The following is a 14,773-nucleotide window of genomic DNA, read 5'->3' on the forward strand; positions in this document are numbered from 1 at the left end:
TGTTGGGGCCACGGGCGAGGAGAGGTAAGGACAGGGCGATGCGAGAGATCTTCAACGGTATGCCGTGGTGGGTGAAGTGGGTCGCGGTGCCGGTCATCGCCCTGGTGGTGTTCGGCGGTCTGATAGCGAGCGTCGTCGGCTTCGTCGTCCTCCTGCTCTTCAAGGTGCTCGTCTTCGTCGCGCTGGTCGGCGGGCTGATCTACATCGTGCGGAAGTTCATGTCGAGTTCGTCGTCGCGCAGCGACTGGTGAGGCGCGAGAGGGTGAGCGGGAGGTAACGGCGAAAGGGGAAAGGGAACCCAAGGTTCCCTCGGGCGAGGGAAGTTTTCCGGCGAGGCCGTATGCGAGCGGTGACTGGCGGTTAAAGTCCGGAACTCGACGCGGGGTCGACTCCCGCGGACAGCGCACAGCCCCCTCCCGTGTTTCCCCGCACGGGCGGTCCTCCTCGCGCTTCGGGAGTGCCCCTTGGCCACGGTTGACACCGCACCCGCACCATTGATCGCTCCACCGTTCCGGAGAGCGGGCGCGCCTGCGGCGGCACGCGTTCCACCGGTGCAGCCGCGTACTTCGCCGGGGGAGCCGCCCCTGTCACGCACTTCGCCGGCTTCGCCGGGGGAGCTGACGCCGCCACGGACTCCGACGGCGGAATCCCCCACCCGGCGCACCCTGCCGGAGGAGGGGCTCACCGGGCCCACGCAGCCGTCGGTGACTCGAGGTCCACGCTCCCCGGTGCCCGGGACGGCACGGCTCGCCCGCACTCCTCCCGCGGAGCCCGAAGCCGCCTCTCTGGATTCCCACCCCACCACGCTGATCGGCTCGGTGCAGCGGGCGATGCGTCTGCTGGAGGCCGTCGCCGCGCGCGAGCAGGGCGCACCCGCCAAGCAGCTCGCCCGGGAGGCGGGACTCGCGCTGCCGACCGCCTACCACTTGCTGCGCACCCTGGTTCACGAGGGCTATCTGCGCCGGGAGAGAGGGCTGTTCTTCCTCGGCGAGGCCGCCGAGCGGCTGAGTAGCAGCGGAGCCCATCAGAAACGTCGCAGCACGGTGAGTGACATGCTCGCGCAATGGCGCGACACGATTGGCGCACCCGTGTACTACGCGATCTACAGCGAGGGCGAGATCGAGGTCATGTGTGTCGCCGACTCCGCCGCGAACCCCGCCGTCGAGGAATGGGCCGACTTCCGTGAGACCGGGCACGCCCACGCGATCGGCCTGTGCCTGCTCTCCCAGCTGGACGACAAGTCCCGGCGAGACCACCTTGATCGCTACCCGGTGCAGTCGATCACCCCTTACACGGTGCGTGACAAGGACCGTCTGCTGAGGCGCCTGGAAAGGACGGGGCGGATGGAACCGGTGGTCGAGCGCCAGGAGTACGCGCTGGGCACGGTCTGCGCCGCGATCCCGATCACCGCGGGCAGTACCGCCGCGGCCATGGCCATTTCTCTCCCTTTCCACCAGGTCGACCGACTGCTGCCCGCGGCACGGAAGTTGCAGAGCGAAATCGGCAGGCTTCTAGGGACACTCGCCATCTCTATCAGTATCTGAAAACTCACTCCTTGTGATCCTGTGTGCACGGTGAGCAATATTTCCGCAGTGTCAGGGGAACGATTCCTGGCCAGTCGATGGCAAACGACGGGGTAGGCGATGCGCGAGTCGGTGCAGGCAGAGGTCATGATGAGCTTCCTCGTGTCCGAGGAGCTGTCTTTCCGCATTCCGGTGGAGCTGCGATACGAGACCTGTGATCCGTATGCCGTGCGGTTGACCTTCCACCTGCCCGGTGACGCGCCTGTGACCTGGGCGTTCGGGCGGGAGCTGCTGATCGACGGGGTGGGCAGGCCGTGCGGTGACGGTGATGTCCACATCGCTCCGGCCGACCCCGAGGCGTTCGGCGAGGTGCTGATCCGGCTTCAGGTCGGGTGCGATCACGCACTGTTCCGGTCCGGGGCCGCGCCGCTCGTCGCGTTCCTCGACCGTACCGACAAGCTGGTGCCGCTCGGGCAGGAGCGCTCCCTCGCCGGTTTCGACACGTCTCTCGACGAAGCGCTCGACCGCATCCTCGCCGAGGAGCAGAGCGCGGGCTGAAGCCCTGGAACCCCCGAGCGGAGTAACGCTTCCTCTCAAGGGGCGTGCGTGCCGGATGGTTTCGGCGCTTCCGGCGGACGGTTCAGTGTTTGCGGCGACGGCCCTTCCCGCTCCGTGCCGGTGTCCTGGCACCTGCGGGTGCCGCGGGGGCGGTCGCGGGCCCTTCACGGTCCGCGGCGACCACCAGGGCGGCCAGCGCGGTCGTCACCGGTACCGCGGCGACCAGACCGATCGAGCCCACCAGGGTGCGCACGATCTCCTCGGCGACCAGTTCGCTGTTGGCGACGGTGCCCACGCTGCTCTGCGCGATCGAGAAGAGCAGCAGCAGCGGCAGCGCGGCACCCGCGTACGCCAGGACGAGCGTGTTGACGACCGACGCGATGTGGTCGCGGCCGATGCGGATGCCCGCGCGGTACAGGCCACGCCGGCCCAGCGTGGGGTTCGCCTCGTGCAGTTCCCAGACCGCGGACGTCTGCGTCACCGTCACGTCGTCGAGAACACCGAGCGAACCGATGATGACTCCGGCCAGCAGCAGACCGCTCATGTCGATGGACGGGTACAGCCCATGGATCAGGCCGGTGCTGTCGTCGGTGTTGCCGGTCAGTACGGCCCAGTCGATGAAGACGGAGCCGAGGATGCCGATCAGCACCAGCGAGAGCAGGGTGCCGACCACCGCCACGGATGTCCGGGCCGACAGGCCATGACACATGTAGAGCGCGATCAGCATGATCGCGCTGGACCCTACGACGGCGACGACCAGCGGGTTCGAACCCTGAAGGATCGCGGGCAGGATGAAGAAGTTCAGGATCATGAAGCTGATGGCCAGGGCGATCAGTGCCATGACGCCGCGCATCCGGCCGACCACCACGACGACCACGGCGAAGATCCCGGCGAGCAGCGTCAGGGGCAGCTTCCGGTTCGCGTCCGTGACCGAGTACTGGAGGTCCTTGGGGGCGGAGGGCTCGTACGCGACGACGACCTTCTCGCCCTGGTGCAACTGCCGTGACTGGTCCGGCTGAACGATCTCGGTGAACGTGCGGCCTTTGTCCTTGCCGGTGTCGATCCGGATCGTCGCCTTCTTGCACTCACCCGTCGCCTGCTGCTGGGCGGAGGAGCCCTCGGCGGTGGAGGTGTCGCCCGTCGGGGTCTCCCCCGAGGCGTTCACGGACTTGCAGTCCACCTGGTCGATCGTGGTGACGGTCGCCTGCTGGGTCTGCCGGTCGAAGCCGACACCGGTGCGCTCGTGGGAGGGGGCGCCGCCGGGCCACAGCACCACGAGACCCACGACGACCGCGGCGGCGAAGGGGATCAGTACCGCGGCGATGACCTTGCGCAGGTGCTTGGAGACCGGCGCGGCGGGGCCGTGACTGTGCGAGTGCCCGTGCCCGCCTCCCAGACCTTCGCCGTGCCCGCCTGCCGGGCGCGGCCCGTGCCCGCCGTCGGCACCGTCATGGCCACCGTCCGGGCCATGACCGTGCCCGTGTCCGGTGCCAGAGCCATGTCCCTGGCCGTCGTCGGAGCCCGTACGGCGCGGCGGCTCGGACGGTGGGAACGGGGACTGCGGGGTCGTTGTCACCGACCGATCATCGCAAGAACGGCAAGGGCCCTCTGTTCACCGCGCCAAATATGACGCTAGCGTGGGGGCACCTTTGCACACGCGGGAGCTCGGAGCACCGGGCTGAGAGGGCGCTGACCTCCGTCTTCGCGATGTTTCACATGAAACATCGACGAACGGAAGCCGCTGCGTCGACCGCTGAACCTGTTACCGGGTAATGCCGGCGTAGGGAGTAGGTCTCATGACCAACAAGGACGTAAGCACGCCTGCCTCCAGCCAGACGGACGGAGCTTCCTCTCCGTCCCTGGACGGCGAGGCCGGGAAGTCCATCGGCTGGCACAAGGGGTACGTCGGGGGTACGCGTCCCGATCTACGGGTGCCGGTCCGGCAGGTGCACCTGACCAACGGGCAGTCCGTGACGCTGTACGACACCTCCGGCCCGTACACCGATCCGACCATCGACACCGATGTGCGCAGGGGGCTGGCGCCGCTGCGCGAGAACTGGATCATCGCCCGCGGAGACACCGAGGAGTACGCGGGCCGTCCCGTCCGTCCCGAGGACGACGGGATCAAGCACACGGCCCCGCGTGGGGGACTGCGCAACCTCGACGCGGTCTTCCCCGGGCGGCCGCGTCAGCCGCGCCGGGGGCGCGCCGGGCAGGCGGTCACCCAGCTCGCCTATGCGCGACGTGGCGAGATCACGCCCGAGATGGAGTTCGTGGCGATCCGGGAGAGCGTCGACCCCGAGGTCGTACGCGAGGAGATCGCCGCCGGCCGGGCGGTGCTGCCCGTGAACGTCAATCACCCGGAGATCGAACCGATGATCATCGGCAAGCGGTTCCTGGTGAAGGTCAACGCCAACATCGGCAACTCCGCGGTCAGCTCCTCCATCGAGGAGGAGGTCGAGAAGATGACCTGGGCGACCCGCTGGGGCGCCGACACGGTCATGGACCTGTCGACCGGCCGCAACATCCACACCACGCGCGAGTGGGTGCTCCGCAACTCCCCCGTCCCCATCGGCACGGTGCCGCTCTACCAGGCGCTGGAGAAGGTCGACGGCCGTGCCGAGGAGCTGACCTGGGAGATCTACAAGGACACGGTCATCGAGCAGGCCGAGCAGGGCGTGGACTACATGACGGTCCACGCGGGCGTGCGCCTGGCGTACGTGCCGCTCACCGCGAACCGCAAGACCGGCATCGTCTCGCGCGGCGGCTCGATCATGGCGGCCTGGTGCCTCGCGCACCACAAGGAGTCGTTCCTGTACGAGAACTTCGAGGAGCTCTGCGAGATCCTCGCCGCGTACGACGTCACCTACTCACTCGGCGACGGCCTGCGGCCGGGTTCCATCGCGGACGCCAACGACGCCGCACAGTTCGCGGAGTTGAGGACTCTCGGGGAACTCAACGCGATCGCGAAGCGTTTTCATGTACAGACGATGATCGAAGGCCCGGGACATGTCCCGATGCACAAGATCAAGGAGAACATCGACCTTCAGCAGGAGATCTGTGATGAAGCTCCGTTCTATACGCTCGGCCCGCTGACGACGGACGTCGCGCCGGCGTACGACCACATCACCTCCGGCATCGGTGCCGCGATGATCGCCTGGTGGGGCACGGCCATGCTCTGCTATGTCACGCCCAAGGAGCACTTGGGCCTGCCCAATCGTGACGACGTCAAGACCGGCGTCATCACCTACAAGATCGCCGCCCATGCAGCCGACCTCGCCAAGGGGCACCCAGGAGCACAGGACTGGGACGACGCGCTCTCCGACGCCCGCTTCGAGTTCCGGTGGGAGGACCAGTTCAACCTGGCTCTCGACCCGGACACGGCACGGGAGTTCCACGACGAGACGCTGCCTGCCGAACCGGCCAAGACGGCTCACTTCTGTTCCATGTGCGGGCCGAAGTTCTGCTCGATGAAGATCAGCCAGAGCATCAACGAGCGGTTCGGCGGTGACGCGGCCGAAGGCGCTTCCGCGGAGGAGATCTCCGAGGGCATGCTTCAGAAGTCCCGGGAGTTCGCGGAGGCGGGCAACCGCGTCTACCTGCCGCTGGCCGACTGAGCTGTTCCACAGGGGCGCGGTCCGGGGCACGGAACGCCCGGACCGTCGCCCTCGGCCCGCCCGGTCATGCCGCGGCGTCCTGTGGGTACCAGCGCAGTTCCACGGTGTTGCCGTCCGGGTCCTGGACGTAGACAGAGGTGGCGGTGCCCCGCGCGCCGAAGCGGTCGACGGGACCGTCCAGCACGGTGAAGGATCCCGACGCGATGACCTCGTCCCAGTCCAGCGGTTCCACGGTGAGACATATGTGGTCGACGTTGGACTCCCCTCGGGGGCCGTCCACGAGATCGATGATGGTTTCCGCGGTGATCCGCACCGACGGGAACGGGACCTGGCCAGCCCGCCACTCGGCAAGGCGTACGGGTGCCAGCCCGAGAAGTCCGGTGTAGAAGCCCAGGGACCGTTCGACGTCCTCGACGTTGAGGACCAGGTGGTCGAAGGCCTTCACGCGCATCGTGGTCACTTCGTCTCCAGGGCGACGGCGCGGCGAAGCCACTCACCGAACAGGACCGGGTCGATGTCGTCGGTACGGCTGAGCTTCACCGAGGACATCTGGCGGGCTCCGGCGATCAGTCGGCCCGACGGATCGGCCACTTCCTGGCCGCGCCAGAGGCCGAACGTGACGTAGGACCTGTAGGCCTTGAGCAGGCAGATCGGGGTCTGACCGGGCTTGTCTCCGAGGCTCCAGGTGGGATGGCCGTGCCACAGCGCGCCGGAGTCGTCGGGGAGGGCCGCGTCGATGACAGGTCGGATCTTCTCGCCGATCTCGCGCAGGGGGGCGTCGAGCCCGTTCAGGTAGGAGGTGATGTCCGAGGCGGTCATGTGGGTTCCGTTCAGGAGGGGTGTGTGGACGCCTTCTACGATCCGCCGCGGGGCAGACGCCATCAAGGCATGATCGACGTACGACTGTTGAGCCAGATTTAACGCCGGGGGTTTTCATGCTGGAACGGCTGGAGATCGAGACCTTCCTGACGCTGGCTGAGGAACTGCACTTCGGCCGGACCGCCGAGCGGTTGCTGATCACGACCGGGCGGGTCAGCCAAGTGATCAAGAAGGTGGAACGCGGCGTCGGCGGCCTGCTGTTCGAACGCAACAGCCGTTCTGTCCGGCTCACCCCGATCGGCCGTCAGCTGGCGGCCGACCTGGTGCCCTTGGTCGCCGCGATGGAGGCGGCGTTGCGAAGGGCGGCGGACGCCAGTCGCGGGATCACCGGAGAGCTGCGGGTCGCCTTCCTCGGTGAGTGGACGGCTCCCGCACTGCTCAGGGCGGTCGGCCTGTTCGGTGAGCGGCACCCCGACTGCCGGGTCGACGTGCGGGAGGTTCAGCTGTCCAACTCCCGGGCCAGTCTGGTGGACGGCTCGATCGATGTCCTCCTGGCCTCGTTCCCCTTCGACGGAATGGCCTGCGGCCCCGCTCTGCTGCGCGAGAGACGGGTACTGGCCGTGGCGGCCGGTCACCCGCTGGCCGGCGAGGAACGGGTGTCCGTGGAAGTGCTCGCGGAACACCCGGTGGTGCAGTACCCACAGGTGACCTCGGCGGGGTTCAAGCGGGACCGCACACCGGACCGCACGCCGTCGGGCAGGCCCGTTCCGAAGGGCCCGGTGGGCGGGTCGTTCTCCGAAATGCTGACCCTGGTCGCGATGGGCCGGGGTGTTCTCCCGGTCGGGGAGCACTCCCGGCAGTACTACCCCCGGCCCGATGTCGCCTACGTGCCCCTCCACGACGCACAGCCGATCGAACGGGGACTGGTGTGGAGGGAGGGCAACACCACCGAGCGGGTTCGTGAGTTCGTACGGGCCGCGACGGACGCGGCCGACTCTCCTTGAGGCGGAGCCTGGGCCTGGCCTGGGGCCCGGGGTCTGGGCCTGTGTCTGGTGCCACGGTGCCGTTCGCCGGGTGCCCTGTCCTCAGGGCGAGGGGCCGTGGAGCGTGGGACTTGGGCGTCCGATGCGGGAGTGTGCGTATCGGACGGTTCCGGTGCCGGGTTCTCTAGGCAGACTGGGCCCATGACAGCGACATCGATGAGCAAGGGCGCCAACCTTCCCGTCGCCGCCGAGGAGGTCCGGGTCGAGCTCGGCTGGTCCGGGGGGCCCGGTGCGCCGGACGCCGATGCCTCGGCTCTGCTGCTCCGCGCGGACGGACGGGTCCGGGACGACGGTGACTTCGTCTTCTACAACCAGCCGAGCCATGCCTCCGGTGCCGTGCGTCACCTGGGGAAGCGGAGGGAAGGCGGCGGGACGACCGACACCGTCGGGGTGGATCTGCGTGCTCTGGAGCCGGAGATCCAGCGGGTCGTCCTGGGCGCCTCCGCCGACGGGGGCACCTTCGGCCGGCTGACGGATCTGAGGCTGAGGCTGCTCGACGCCGGGTCCGGGCAGGAGCTGGCGCTCTTCGAGATGGAGGCGACGACGGAGACGGCGTTCATCGGTGGTGAGCTGTATCTGCGGGGCGGCCAGTGGAAGTTCCGCGCGGTGGGCCAGGGGTACGCCTCCGGACTCGCCGGCCTGGCCACCGACTTCGGGATCAGCGTGGACGAGGAACCGGCGGTGTCCGGGAGCGAGAACTCCGGGAGCGCGGTCACCGGAGGTGCCTCGTCCCGGGCGACGACGTCTCCCGCGGCCACGCCCGCCGCTCCGCCTCGGCCCGTGGTGACGCCCCCGTCCGCGCCGACGGCCGCCTCCGCACCCCCGTCAGCCCCCGTCCCTCCGACCGCGCCGGTCCCGACGCCTCCCCCGGCACCTCCGGCCCCCGCCTCGACGCCGGCGTTCGGTTCCGCGCCGCGCCTGATCAAGGGCGAGGACCAGTTGCCCGTGGACATGCGCAAGCGGCTGTCCCTGCGCAAGGAGCAGGTGGCGGTCAGCCTGCGCAAGCACGGGGCGGAGGGTGTCAGGGCTCGCGTCATCCTGGTTCTGGACGCCTCGGGCTCGATGTCGTTCCTGTACTCGAAGGGCGTCGTGGCCGATGTGGTGGAGCGGATGGCCGCGGTGGCCGCACAGCTGGACGACGACGGAGAACTGCAGGCGTGGACCTTCGCGTCGAACCCGGCCCGGCTCCCCGACCTTGCCGTGGGGGACCTGCCGGAGTGGCTGGAGCGTCATGTCCGCGTCGGTGAACTGACGCTGTTCCGGCGGAGCAAGAAGCCGCGGAAGGGGATGCTGCCGGGCCAGGTGGACATGCGGGCGGTCGGGATCCAGAACGAGGAGCAGAAGGTGATCGCCGAGGTCCGGACGTACGTCCGTGAGCACCCGGCCGCCGATCCCACGCTGGTGCTCTTCTTCTCCGACGGCGGTGTCTACCGCAACAAGGAGATCGAGAAGGAACTGCGGGAGGCGGTGGACGAGCCGATCTTCTGGCAGTTCGTCGGACTGGGACGCTCCAACTATGGCGTACTGGAGCGGTTCGACACGCTGCCGGGCCGACGCGTGGACAATGTGGGGTTCTTCGCCGTCGACGACATCAGCCACGTACCCGATCCGGAGCTCTACGACCGGCTGCTGTCCGAGTTCCCGTCGTGGATGAGCGAGGCACGGCGGCTGGGCATCCTCTGAGACGCCCCCAGGACAGCGCACGACACCCGCGGGCCCGGCCCGCACCCACTGCGGCCGGACGAGCCCTGAGCCGTGGCAAGCACCCGGGACGGCACTCCGCAGCGGGCGTCCGAGACGGGCACCCACGGCGGCACCCACGACGGCCCTGCGCGGGCGACCAGGACGGCCCTGTGCGGGCGACCGCGGCCGTGGCCGCCGTACGACCCCGGAGTCGTGCGGCCCACAGGCTCGGAGCCATGACAGCGGAGGTGGACGAGACGGCACCCGCGGCGGCCGTACAGGCCCGTCCGCGGCTGCCGTGCGGGCCCGCGCACCCGCGCGGGCCCCTTGTCTCCCTTGAGCCCGGCCGTCGGCCGACCGGGTCACTCGGGCTGGTGTTCCGGTCCCCCGAAGTCCGGGCTGGAGAAGTCCGGGCTGGAGAAGCTCGGCCGCGGGCCCGCCGCGGGTCCGCTGTCGGGGCTGCTGAACCCCGGCCGGTCGTAGCCGAGTTGGGGGATGCGGCTGGGGGCCGGCGCGGTCCGGCCCAGCGCCGCCGAGCCCGGGTCCGCGAGAGCCTCCCGGAGGAACGGCAGGATGCCGCGCTCCAGCAGGGTGTCGTGCCAGGCTTCCTTGGCCCGGGTGACCTGTTCGCTCATCTCGCCGCCCGCTCCGGCCTGGAGCGAGGACGAGCTGTTGCGCAGTGCGGTCAGCAGCAGTCCGGCCGCGGCGACCAGGATCGCGGCCGCCGTGACCGCGCCGAAGACCCACCCGGTGGTCAGGAGCGTCCTGGCGATGGCCGGCTCGGGGTCGAGCATCTTCAGGACGTAGCCCACGAGCAGGAAGATCGCCGCGGCTGTCCCGGCGAGGACGGGCGCGAGCACCGCGACGACGGCGACCGCGCCGGCACCGGCCGTCTCGGTGACCTCCCCCACGGTGGCGGCGAGCCCCATCGCGGTCGTACCCGGCTCCGCGGAGCCGACTTCCTCGTTGATGACCGGGGTGGAGCGCGCCGGCCGGCGCATCTCCTCGCGGACCTTCACATAGTGCGCGTACTCGTCGGCCGCGGCCGACGTGATGAGGACGGTGGCGTTGAGCGCCATGGTGCGCAGTTGTTCGAGGTTGAGCCGCTGGCCGACAGCGGCGAGTTCCGGGCGGTGTGGTGCGGAGCGCAGCGCCTCATCGAGGATCCGCTCGTATTCCTGGCGGTCCTCGCTCAGCAGGTGCTGCGGAACGCTGTTCATCTGCATCCCCCGATGCTCCGTAGGGCTGGTGGCTCGCACGCTGACGAGCCGTTGGGCAGAAACGGAGGGGAGCCTGCTACGGATAAGCCGATGGTAGAGCGGTGACGGCACGCCGTGACAGGGGGTTTCCAGAAATTGGCCCCTGGCCGAGGTGGTCCGCCCGGAGGACGCCTGCCCGGTGAACGCTCAGATATCCAGCGGAAGTTGCTGGACCAGCAGCTTTCCGGCCATGGTCACTCCGCCGTCCATGGCGATGGCCAGTCCGTCGGCGTAGAGATGCGGTCCTTCGACCACGGGGCCCGTGTTGTTCTCGCCGTCCTCCGGGCCGACCTCGCCCAGCAGGTACGGAATGGGGCTGTGACCGTGGACGATGCGCGTACCGCCGTACGCGCCGAGCAGTTCGCGGACGGCCTCGGCGCCGTCGTCGCGGAAGGCGAAGCGCCTGGTGAACTTGCGGAAGAGGTCCCAGCACTCGTCCGCGTCGTTGCGGGTGAGGGTTTCGCGGACGGTGTCGTTGACCGCTTCGATGGAGTCGCCGTAGTCGAGGTAGGCGGTCGTGTCGGAGTGCACCAGGAGGTGTCCGTCGACCTGTTCCATGGCGTCGAGGCGCGCCATCCACTGCAGGTGGTGGTCCTGGAGGCGGTCCATGTCCGTCTTCTGGCCGCCGTTGAGCAGCCAGGCGGCCTGGAAGGTGGCGGTACCCGCGCCGGAGTTGACGGGGGTGTCGCCGAACCGCTTGGCGCCGAGGAGCAGCAGCTCGTGGTTGCCCATGAGCGCCTTGCAGTAGCCGCCGGCCGCGGCCGCCTCGGCGGACAGCCGCATCACGAGGTCGATCACGCCGATGCCGTCCGGGCCGCGGTCGGTGAAGTCGCCGAGGAACCACAGGCGCGAGGTTCCGGCCGACCAATTGCCCGCGGCGTCGACGAGGCCCTTCTCCTGGAGCGCGGCGACGAGCTGGTCGAGGTAGCCGTGCACATCGCCGACGACGTACAGCGGTCCAGGGCCGGCGCCGGGCGCCGGGGCGGGTGCGGCGGCGGGGTCGAGGGCGACCTGAAGGGTGTCACCCCGGTTGATGACCGGAAGATCTCGCTGCGTGGGTGTGTACCCCTCGGAGAACTCCCCCGGGAACTCGGCGGAGGAGTCCCCGGAGGTGTACTGCAAGGACTCTCCCGACGCGTACCGCGCAGTCTCCCCGACGGGTCCGGCGCCCTCGCCGTGAGGCGTGTTCTGCGCATACGGACCGGTCTCGTGGACGTACCCGGGTACCCGGAAGTCGCGCAACGTCGCCGTCCGCACCACCTCGGGTCCCTGACCGGCCCCCTGAGTCATCGACCCCTCCACCACGATCGCGCCGCATCTGCACCGGTTCGGACTGCCTGGTCGCAGCGGCCCGCGGTGTCGTCCGCCCATCATAGGAATGCGGATCGCGCCATGTGATGACCCAGGGGTGGTGAATCGGAACAGGAGTCCAGTTCATCGCGGTTTTCGCCCGAATTGGGCGGGGCTCGCCCCGCCCTGGTGACATCGGACGTCAACCCGCCTCGGGTGATCGGGGCGGACTGACCGTCGTGCGGGGCGGACGGCGTTCCGACGAGGTCCGCACGATCAGCTCCGTCGGTATCACCTGCTCGACCGGTTGGTCCGATTCGACCCCTTCGATGGCGTCGATCAGCAGCTGGACGACCGCTGTGCCGATTCTGCGCGGTTTGAGGGAGAGGGTCGTGACGGGCGGCTCCGTGTTGGCGTAGACCGTGGACTCGCTGCAGCAGACGAGCAGCAGGTCGTCGGGTACGCGCAGACCGTAGCGGCGGGCCGCGGCCAGCAGGTCGGTGCCGTTCGGGTCGAAGAGACCGTAGACGGCGTCGGGCCGGTCGGGCCGGGCGAGGAGCCGGTCGGCGGCGACGGCTCCGGCGCACGGATCGTGCGCAGGATAGGCCTCGTACACCGGATCCTGGCCCACCCGCTCGCACCAGCGCAGGTATGCGGTGGTGGAGAGGTGGGTGTACGTGTCCGTGGTGGTGCCGGTGAGGAGGCCGATGCGGCGGGCACCGGCGGCGGCCAGGTGGTCGAGGATGCCCAGGACCGCGGCCTCGTGGTCGTTGTCCACCCAGGCGGTGACCGGGAGGGATCCCGCTGGGCGGCCGTCGGAGACGACCGGCAGGCCCTGGCGGACCAGCTCGCTGACGACCGGATCGTGGTCGGACGGGTCGATGACCACGGTTCCGTCCAGGGCGACGTTCGACCACACGTCGTGGCGGGAGGTCGCGGGAAGGATGACCAGGGCGTATCCCCGGGCGAGGGCGGCCGAGGTGGCGGCTCTGGCCATCTCGGCGAAGTAGGCGAACTCGGTGAAGGTGAAAGGTTCATCCCCGTACGTGGTCACGGTCAGGCCGATCAGGCCCGATCTGCCGGTACGGAGGGTTCGGGCCGCGGCCGACGGGCGATAGCCCAGCCGGTCGGCGACTTCGCGGACATGGCGTCGGGTGGCGTCCGGGAGCCGGCCCTTGCCGTTGAGGGCATCGGACACGGTTGTGATGGAGACCCCTGCTGCCGCGGCTACGTCTCTGATGCCCGCCCGGCCCGGCCGACCGCCTCGGCGGGAGGTCTCCGCCCGGCTCACCTGGTGCTTCCCTGCTGCTGTCATGGCGAGCCGATAGTAGGGCTCAGGCGGTGGGGTAGTGCGGACGCATATGCACGCGTTGACAGGCACGTTTCTGCATGATCCAAAGACGCTAACTTCCTTTGAAACAAAGGCAGTTGAGTGATCCAATGCCAATACCTGACTTGTCGGCACGCATGGGCCTGCCAAGGGGGCCATGTTTCGAAGAGGTCTCAACTCACCTGTACGAGGGATGCGCGCCACGGAGTGAGCCACCGGCGCATGAGACGGCTGTCGGCGCGCCCCCTTTTCGTACGACTTCGTCCGAGGACGGCTGCCGTTCGTGCGACGCCGATGGCCGGGTCCGGCGTACGTGGATGATCACCTGGTCGGACACGAGGTGATGTTCGGTTTTCCACAGGCCATTCGCAGCGGCGCCGAATCCTCATAAGGTGAGAAGCATTGGTAGCCGGTGGTCGTCATGAGCCGCTGGTGGTCACGAGGAGGACTGCGGTGAGCGAGACGAGCCCCAAGCTGCGAGCAGAGCTGGCGGGTATCCCCACCTACAAGCCCGGCAAGCCCGCCGCGGCCGGTGCCGTGGCGTACAAGCTGTCCTCCAACGAGAACCCGTATCCGCCGCTGCCCGGTGTGATCGAGAGCGTGACCGCGGCGACCGGGTCGTTCAACCGCTACCCGGACATGGCGTGCACCGGGCTGATGAACGAGCTGGCGGACCGGTTCGGCGTCCCGGTCTCCCACCTGGCGACCGGCACCGGCTCGGTCGGTGTCGCGCAGTCGTTGCTGCAGGCCACGAGCGGTCCCGGCGACGAGGTCATCTACGCCTGGCGGTCCTTCGAGGCGTACCCGATCATCACGCAGATCAGCGGGGCGACCTCGGTGCAGGTGCCGCTGACCCCGGGCGATGTGCACGACCTGGACGCGATGGCCGACGCCATCACCGACCGGACCCGGCTGATCTTCCTCTGCAACCCGAACAACCCGACCGGCACCGTGGTGCGCCGGGCCGAGCTGGAGCGGTTCCTGGACCGGGTGCCGAGCGATGTGCTGGTCGTCCTCGACGAGGCGTACCGCGAGTTCATCCGTGATGTCGAGGTACCGGACGGCGTGGCGATCTACCGCGACCGGCCCAACGTCTGTGTGCTGCGCACCTTCTCCAAGGCGTACGGGCTGGCCGGTCTGCGGGTCGGCTTCGCGATCGCTCACGAGCCCGTGGCGGCGGCGCTGCGCAAGACGGCGGTGCCGTTCGGTGTGAGCCAGCTGGCCCAGGACGCCGCCGTGGCGAGCCTGCGGGCCGAGGACGAACTGCTCGGCCGGGTCGGCTCGCTGGTCTCCGAGCGCACCCGGGTGGTCGACACCCTGCGCGGTCAGGGCTGGACGGTGCCCGAGACGCAGGCCAACTTCGTGTGGCTGCGGCTGGGGGAGCGCGCCCTCGACTTCGCCGCCCACTGCGAGCAGGCCGGTGTCGTCGTGCGTCCGTTCGCCGGCGAGGGCGTCCGCGTCACCATCGGTGAGACCGAGGCGAACGACATCTTCCTGAAGGCGACCGAGGGATTCCGCAAGGAGCTGTAGCCTCCCGGCGGTCCCCACGCCCACCGGGCTACGCCTGCCCGTCGGGCCGCGGGGGCGTCCGCCCGCGAGCCGGAAGAGGGCCCCGTACGCGTCGGACGCGTACGGGGCCTTCGGCGTGCGC

At 69.4% G+C, this 14,773-nt stretch carries 13 protein-coding genes and 1 riboswitch; of the genes, 7 read left to right on the plus strand and 6 right to left on the minus strand.

The genetic code is table 11. The annotated features are described in order from the left end of the window. Positions 1-38: 38 nt before the first annotated feature. From ABZX90_RS30835 to ABZX90_RS30845, 3 genes are all read left to right on the plus strand, one after another. Positions 39-251 (plus strand): DUF5326 family protein, encoded by a 213-nt coding sequence (locus tag ABZX90_RS30835; protein WP_351132982.1) that lies wholly within the window; start codon positions 39-41, stop codon positions 249-251. A gap of 534 nt (positions 252-785) precedes the next feature. After that, on the plus strand, positions 786-1,544 hold the full coding sequence (locus ABZX90_RS30840) for a helix-turn-helix domain-containing protein (RefSeq protein WP_355210392.1): 759 nt from the start codon (positions 786-788) through the stop codon (positions 1,542-1,544). A 99-nt stretch (positions 1,545-1,643) separates the two neighbouring features. Next, positions 1,644-2,081 (plus strand): SsgA family sporulation/cell division regulator, encoded by a 438-nt coding sequence (locus tag ABZX90_RS30845; RefSeq protein WP_351132984.1) that lies wholly within the window; start codon positions 1,644-1,646, stop codon positions 2,079-2,081. 82 nt (positions 2,082-2,163) lie between these two features. On the opposite strand, the gene ABZX90_RS30850 is transcribed toward ABZX90_RS30845, so the two are convergent. Continuing rightward, on the minus strand, positions 2,164-3,657 hold the full coding sequence (locus ABZX90_RS30850) for a YibE/F family protein (RefSeq protein WP_351132986.1): 1,494 nt from the start codon (positions 3,655-3,657) through the stop codon (positions 2,164-2,166). 71 nt (positions 3,658-3,728) lie between these two features. Further along, a riboswitch (TPP riboswitch) is annotated at positions 3,729-3,885 on the plus strand. Here ABZX90_RS30850 and thiC point away from each other — a divergent pair. Further along, positions 3,878-5,698 (plus strand): phosphomethylpyrimidine synthase ThiC, encoded by a 1,821-nt coding sequence (thiC, locus tag ABZX90_RS30855; protein ID WP_355210261.1) that lies wholly within the window; start codon positions 3,878-3,880, stop codon positions 5,696-5,698. It overlaps the preceding riboswitch by 8 nt. Before the next feature lie 64 nt (positions 5,699-5,762). On the opposite strand, the gene ABZX90_RS30860 is transcribed toward thiC, so the two are convergent. Together ABZX90_RS30860 and ABZX90_RS30865 are read right to left on the minus strand one after the other, a co-directional pair. Then, positions 5,763-6,149, minus strand: coding sequence for a VOC family protein (locus ABZX90_RS30860; RefSeq protein WP_355210395.1), 387 nt, complete (start codon positions 6,147-6,149; stop codon positions 5,763-5,765). A gap of 5 nt (positions 6,150-6,154) precedes the next feature. Beyond that, a complete protein-coding gene (locus ABZX90_RS30865) occupies positions 6,155-6,517 on the minus strand; it encodes a DUF1801 domain-containing protein (RefSeq protein WP_351132990.1) in 363 nt (120 codons plus the stop codon). A gap of 116 nt (positions 6,518-6,633) precedes the next feature. Here ABZX90_RS30865 and ABZX90_RS30870 point away from each other — a divergent pair, with 116 nt between their 5' ends. Then, positions 6,634-7,521 (plus strand): LysR family transcriptional regulator, encoded by an 888-nt coding sequence (locus tag ABZX90_RS30870; RefSeq protein ID WP_355210264.1) that lies wholly within the window; start codon positions 6,634-6,636, stop codon positions 7,519-7,521. Between the two features lie 180 nt (positions 7,522-7,701). Continuing rightward, positions 7,702-9,243: a VWA domain-containing protein gene (locus ABZX90_RS30875; protein ID WP_355210266.1), complete on the plus strand. Its 1,542-nt coding sequence runs from the start codon at positions 7,702-7,704 to the stop codon at positions 9,241-9,243. A gap of 362 nt (positions 9,244-9,605) precedes the next feature. On the opposite strand, the gene ABZX90_RS30880 is transcribed toward ABZX90_RS30875, so the two are convergent. From ABZX90_RS30880 to ABZX90_RS30890, 3 genes are all read right to left on the minus strand, one after another. Continuing rightward, the gene (locus ABZX90_RS30880) at positions 9,606-10,469 is read right to left on the minus strand and encodes a hypothetical protein (protein ID WP_355210268.1); all 864 of its coding nucleotides are present in this window, start codon (positions 10,467-10,469) and stop codon (positions 9,606-9,608) included. A gap of 180 nt (positions 10,470-10,649) precedes the next feature. After that, complete coding sequence (locus ABZX90_RS30885) at positions 10,650-11,792, minus strand: metallophosphoesterase (protein WP_351132998.1); 1,143 nt, start codon at positions 11,790-11,792, stop codon at positions 10,650-10,652. Positions 11,793-11,994: 202 nt separating this feature from the next. Next, positions 11,995-13,107, minus strand: a complete 1,113-nt coding sequence (locus ABZX90_RS30890) for a LacI family DNA-binding transcriptional regulator (protein ID WP_351133000.1) — start codon at positions 13,105-13,107, stop codon at positions 11,995-11,997. Between the two features lie 468 nt (positions 13,108-13,575). Between ABZX90_RS30890 and hisC the strand changes: the two genes are divergently transcribed. Then, positions 13,576-14,652, plus strand: a complete 1,077-nt coding sequence (gene hisC, locus ABZX90_RS30895) for a histidinol-phosphate transaminase (protein WP_355210272.1) — start codon at positions 13,576-13,578, stop codon at positions 14,650-14,652. Positions 14,653-14,773: the final 121 nt, after the last annotated feature.

It is taken from the genome of Streptomyces sp. NPDC002935 (assembly GCF_040611295.1).
GTDB lineage: Bacteria > Actinomycetota > Actinomycetes > Streptomycetales > Streptomycetaceae > Streptomyces.

Excerpts from the sequence above, each read along its gene's own strand:
- ABZX90_RS30875 (WP_355210266.1), top strand. The coding sequence starts at position 7,702 with ATGACAGCGACATCGATGAGCAAGGGCGCCAACCTTCCCGTCGCCGCC.
- thiC (WP_355210261.1), top strand. The coding sequence starts at position 3,878 with ATGACCAACAAGGACGTAAGCACGCCTGCCTCCAGCCAGACGGACGGA.
- ABZX90_RS30885 (WP_351132998.1), bottom strand. The coding sequence starts at position 11,792 with ATGACTCAGGGGGCCGGTCAGGGACCCGAGGTGGTGCGGACGGCGACG.
- ABZX90_RS30865 (WP_351132990.1), bottom strand. The coding sequence starts at position 6,517 with ATGACCGCCTCGGACATCACCTCCTACCTGAACGGGCTCGACGCCCCC.
- ABZX90_RS30890 (WP_351133000.1), bottom strand. The coding sequence starts at position 13,107 with ATGACAGCAGCAGGGAAGCACCAGGTGAGCCGGGCGGAGACCTCCCGC.
- ABZX90_RS30835 (WP_351132982.1), top strand. The coding sequence starts at position 39 with ATGCGAGAGATCTTCAACGGTATGCCGTGGTGGGTGAAGTGGGTCGCG.
- ABZX90_RS30870 (WP_355210264.1), top strand. The coding sequence starts at position 6,634 with ATGCTGGAACGGCTGGAGATCGAGACCTTCCTGACGCTGGCTGAGGAA.
- ABZX90_RS30845 (WP_351132984.1), top strand. The coding sequence starts at position 1,644 with ATGCGCGAGTCGGTGCAGGCAGAGGTCATGATGAGCTTCCTCGTGTCC.
- ABZX90_RS30860 (WP_355210395.1), bottom strand. The coding sequence starts at position 6,149 with ATGCGCGTGAAGGCCTTCGACCACCTGGTCCTCAACGTCGAGGACGTC.
- ABZX90_RS30880 (WP_355210268.1), bottom strand. The coding sequence starts at position 10,469 with ATGCAGATGAACAGCGTTCCGCAGCACCTGCTGAGCGAGGACCGCCAG.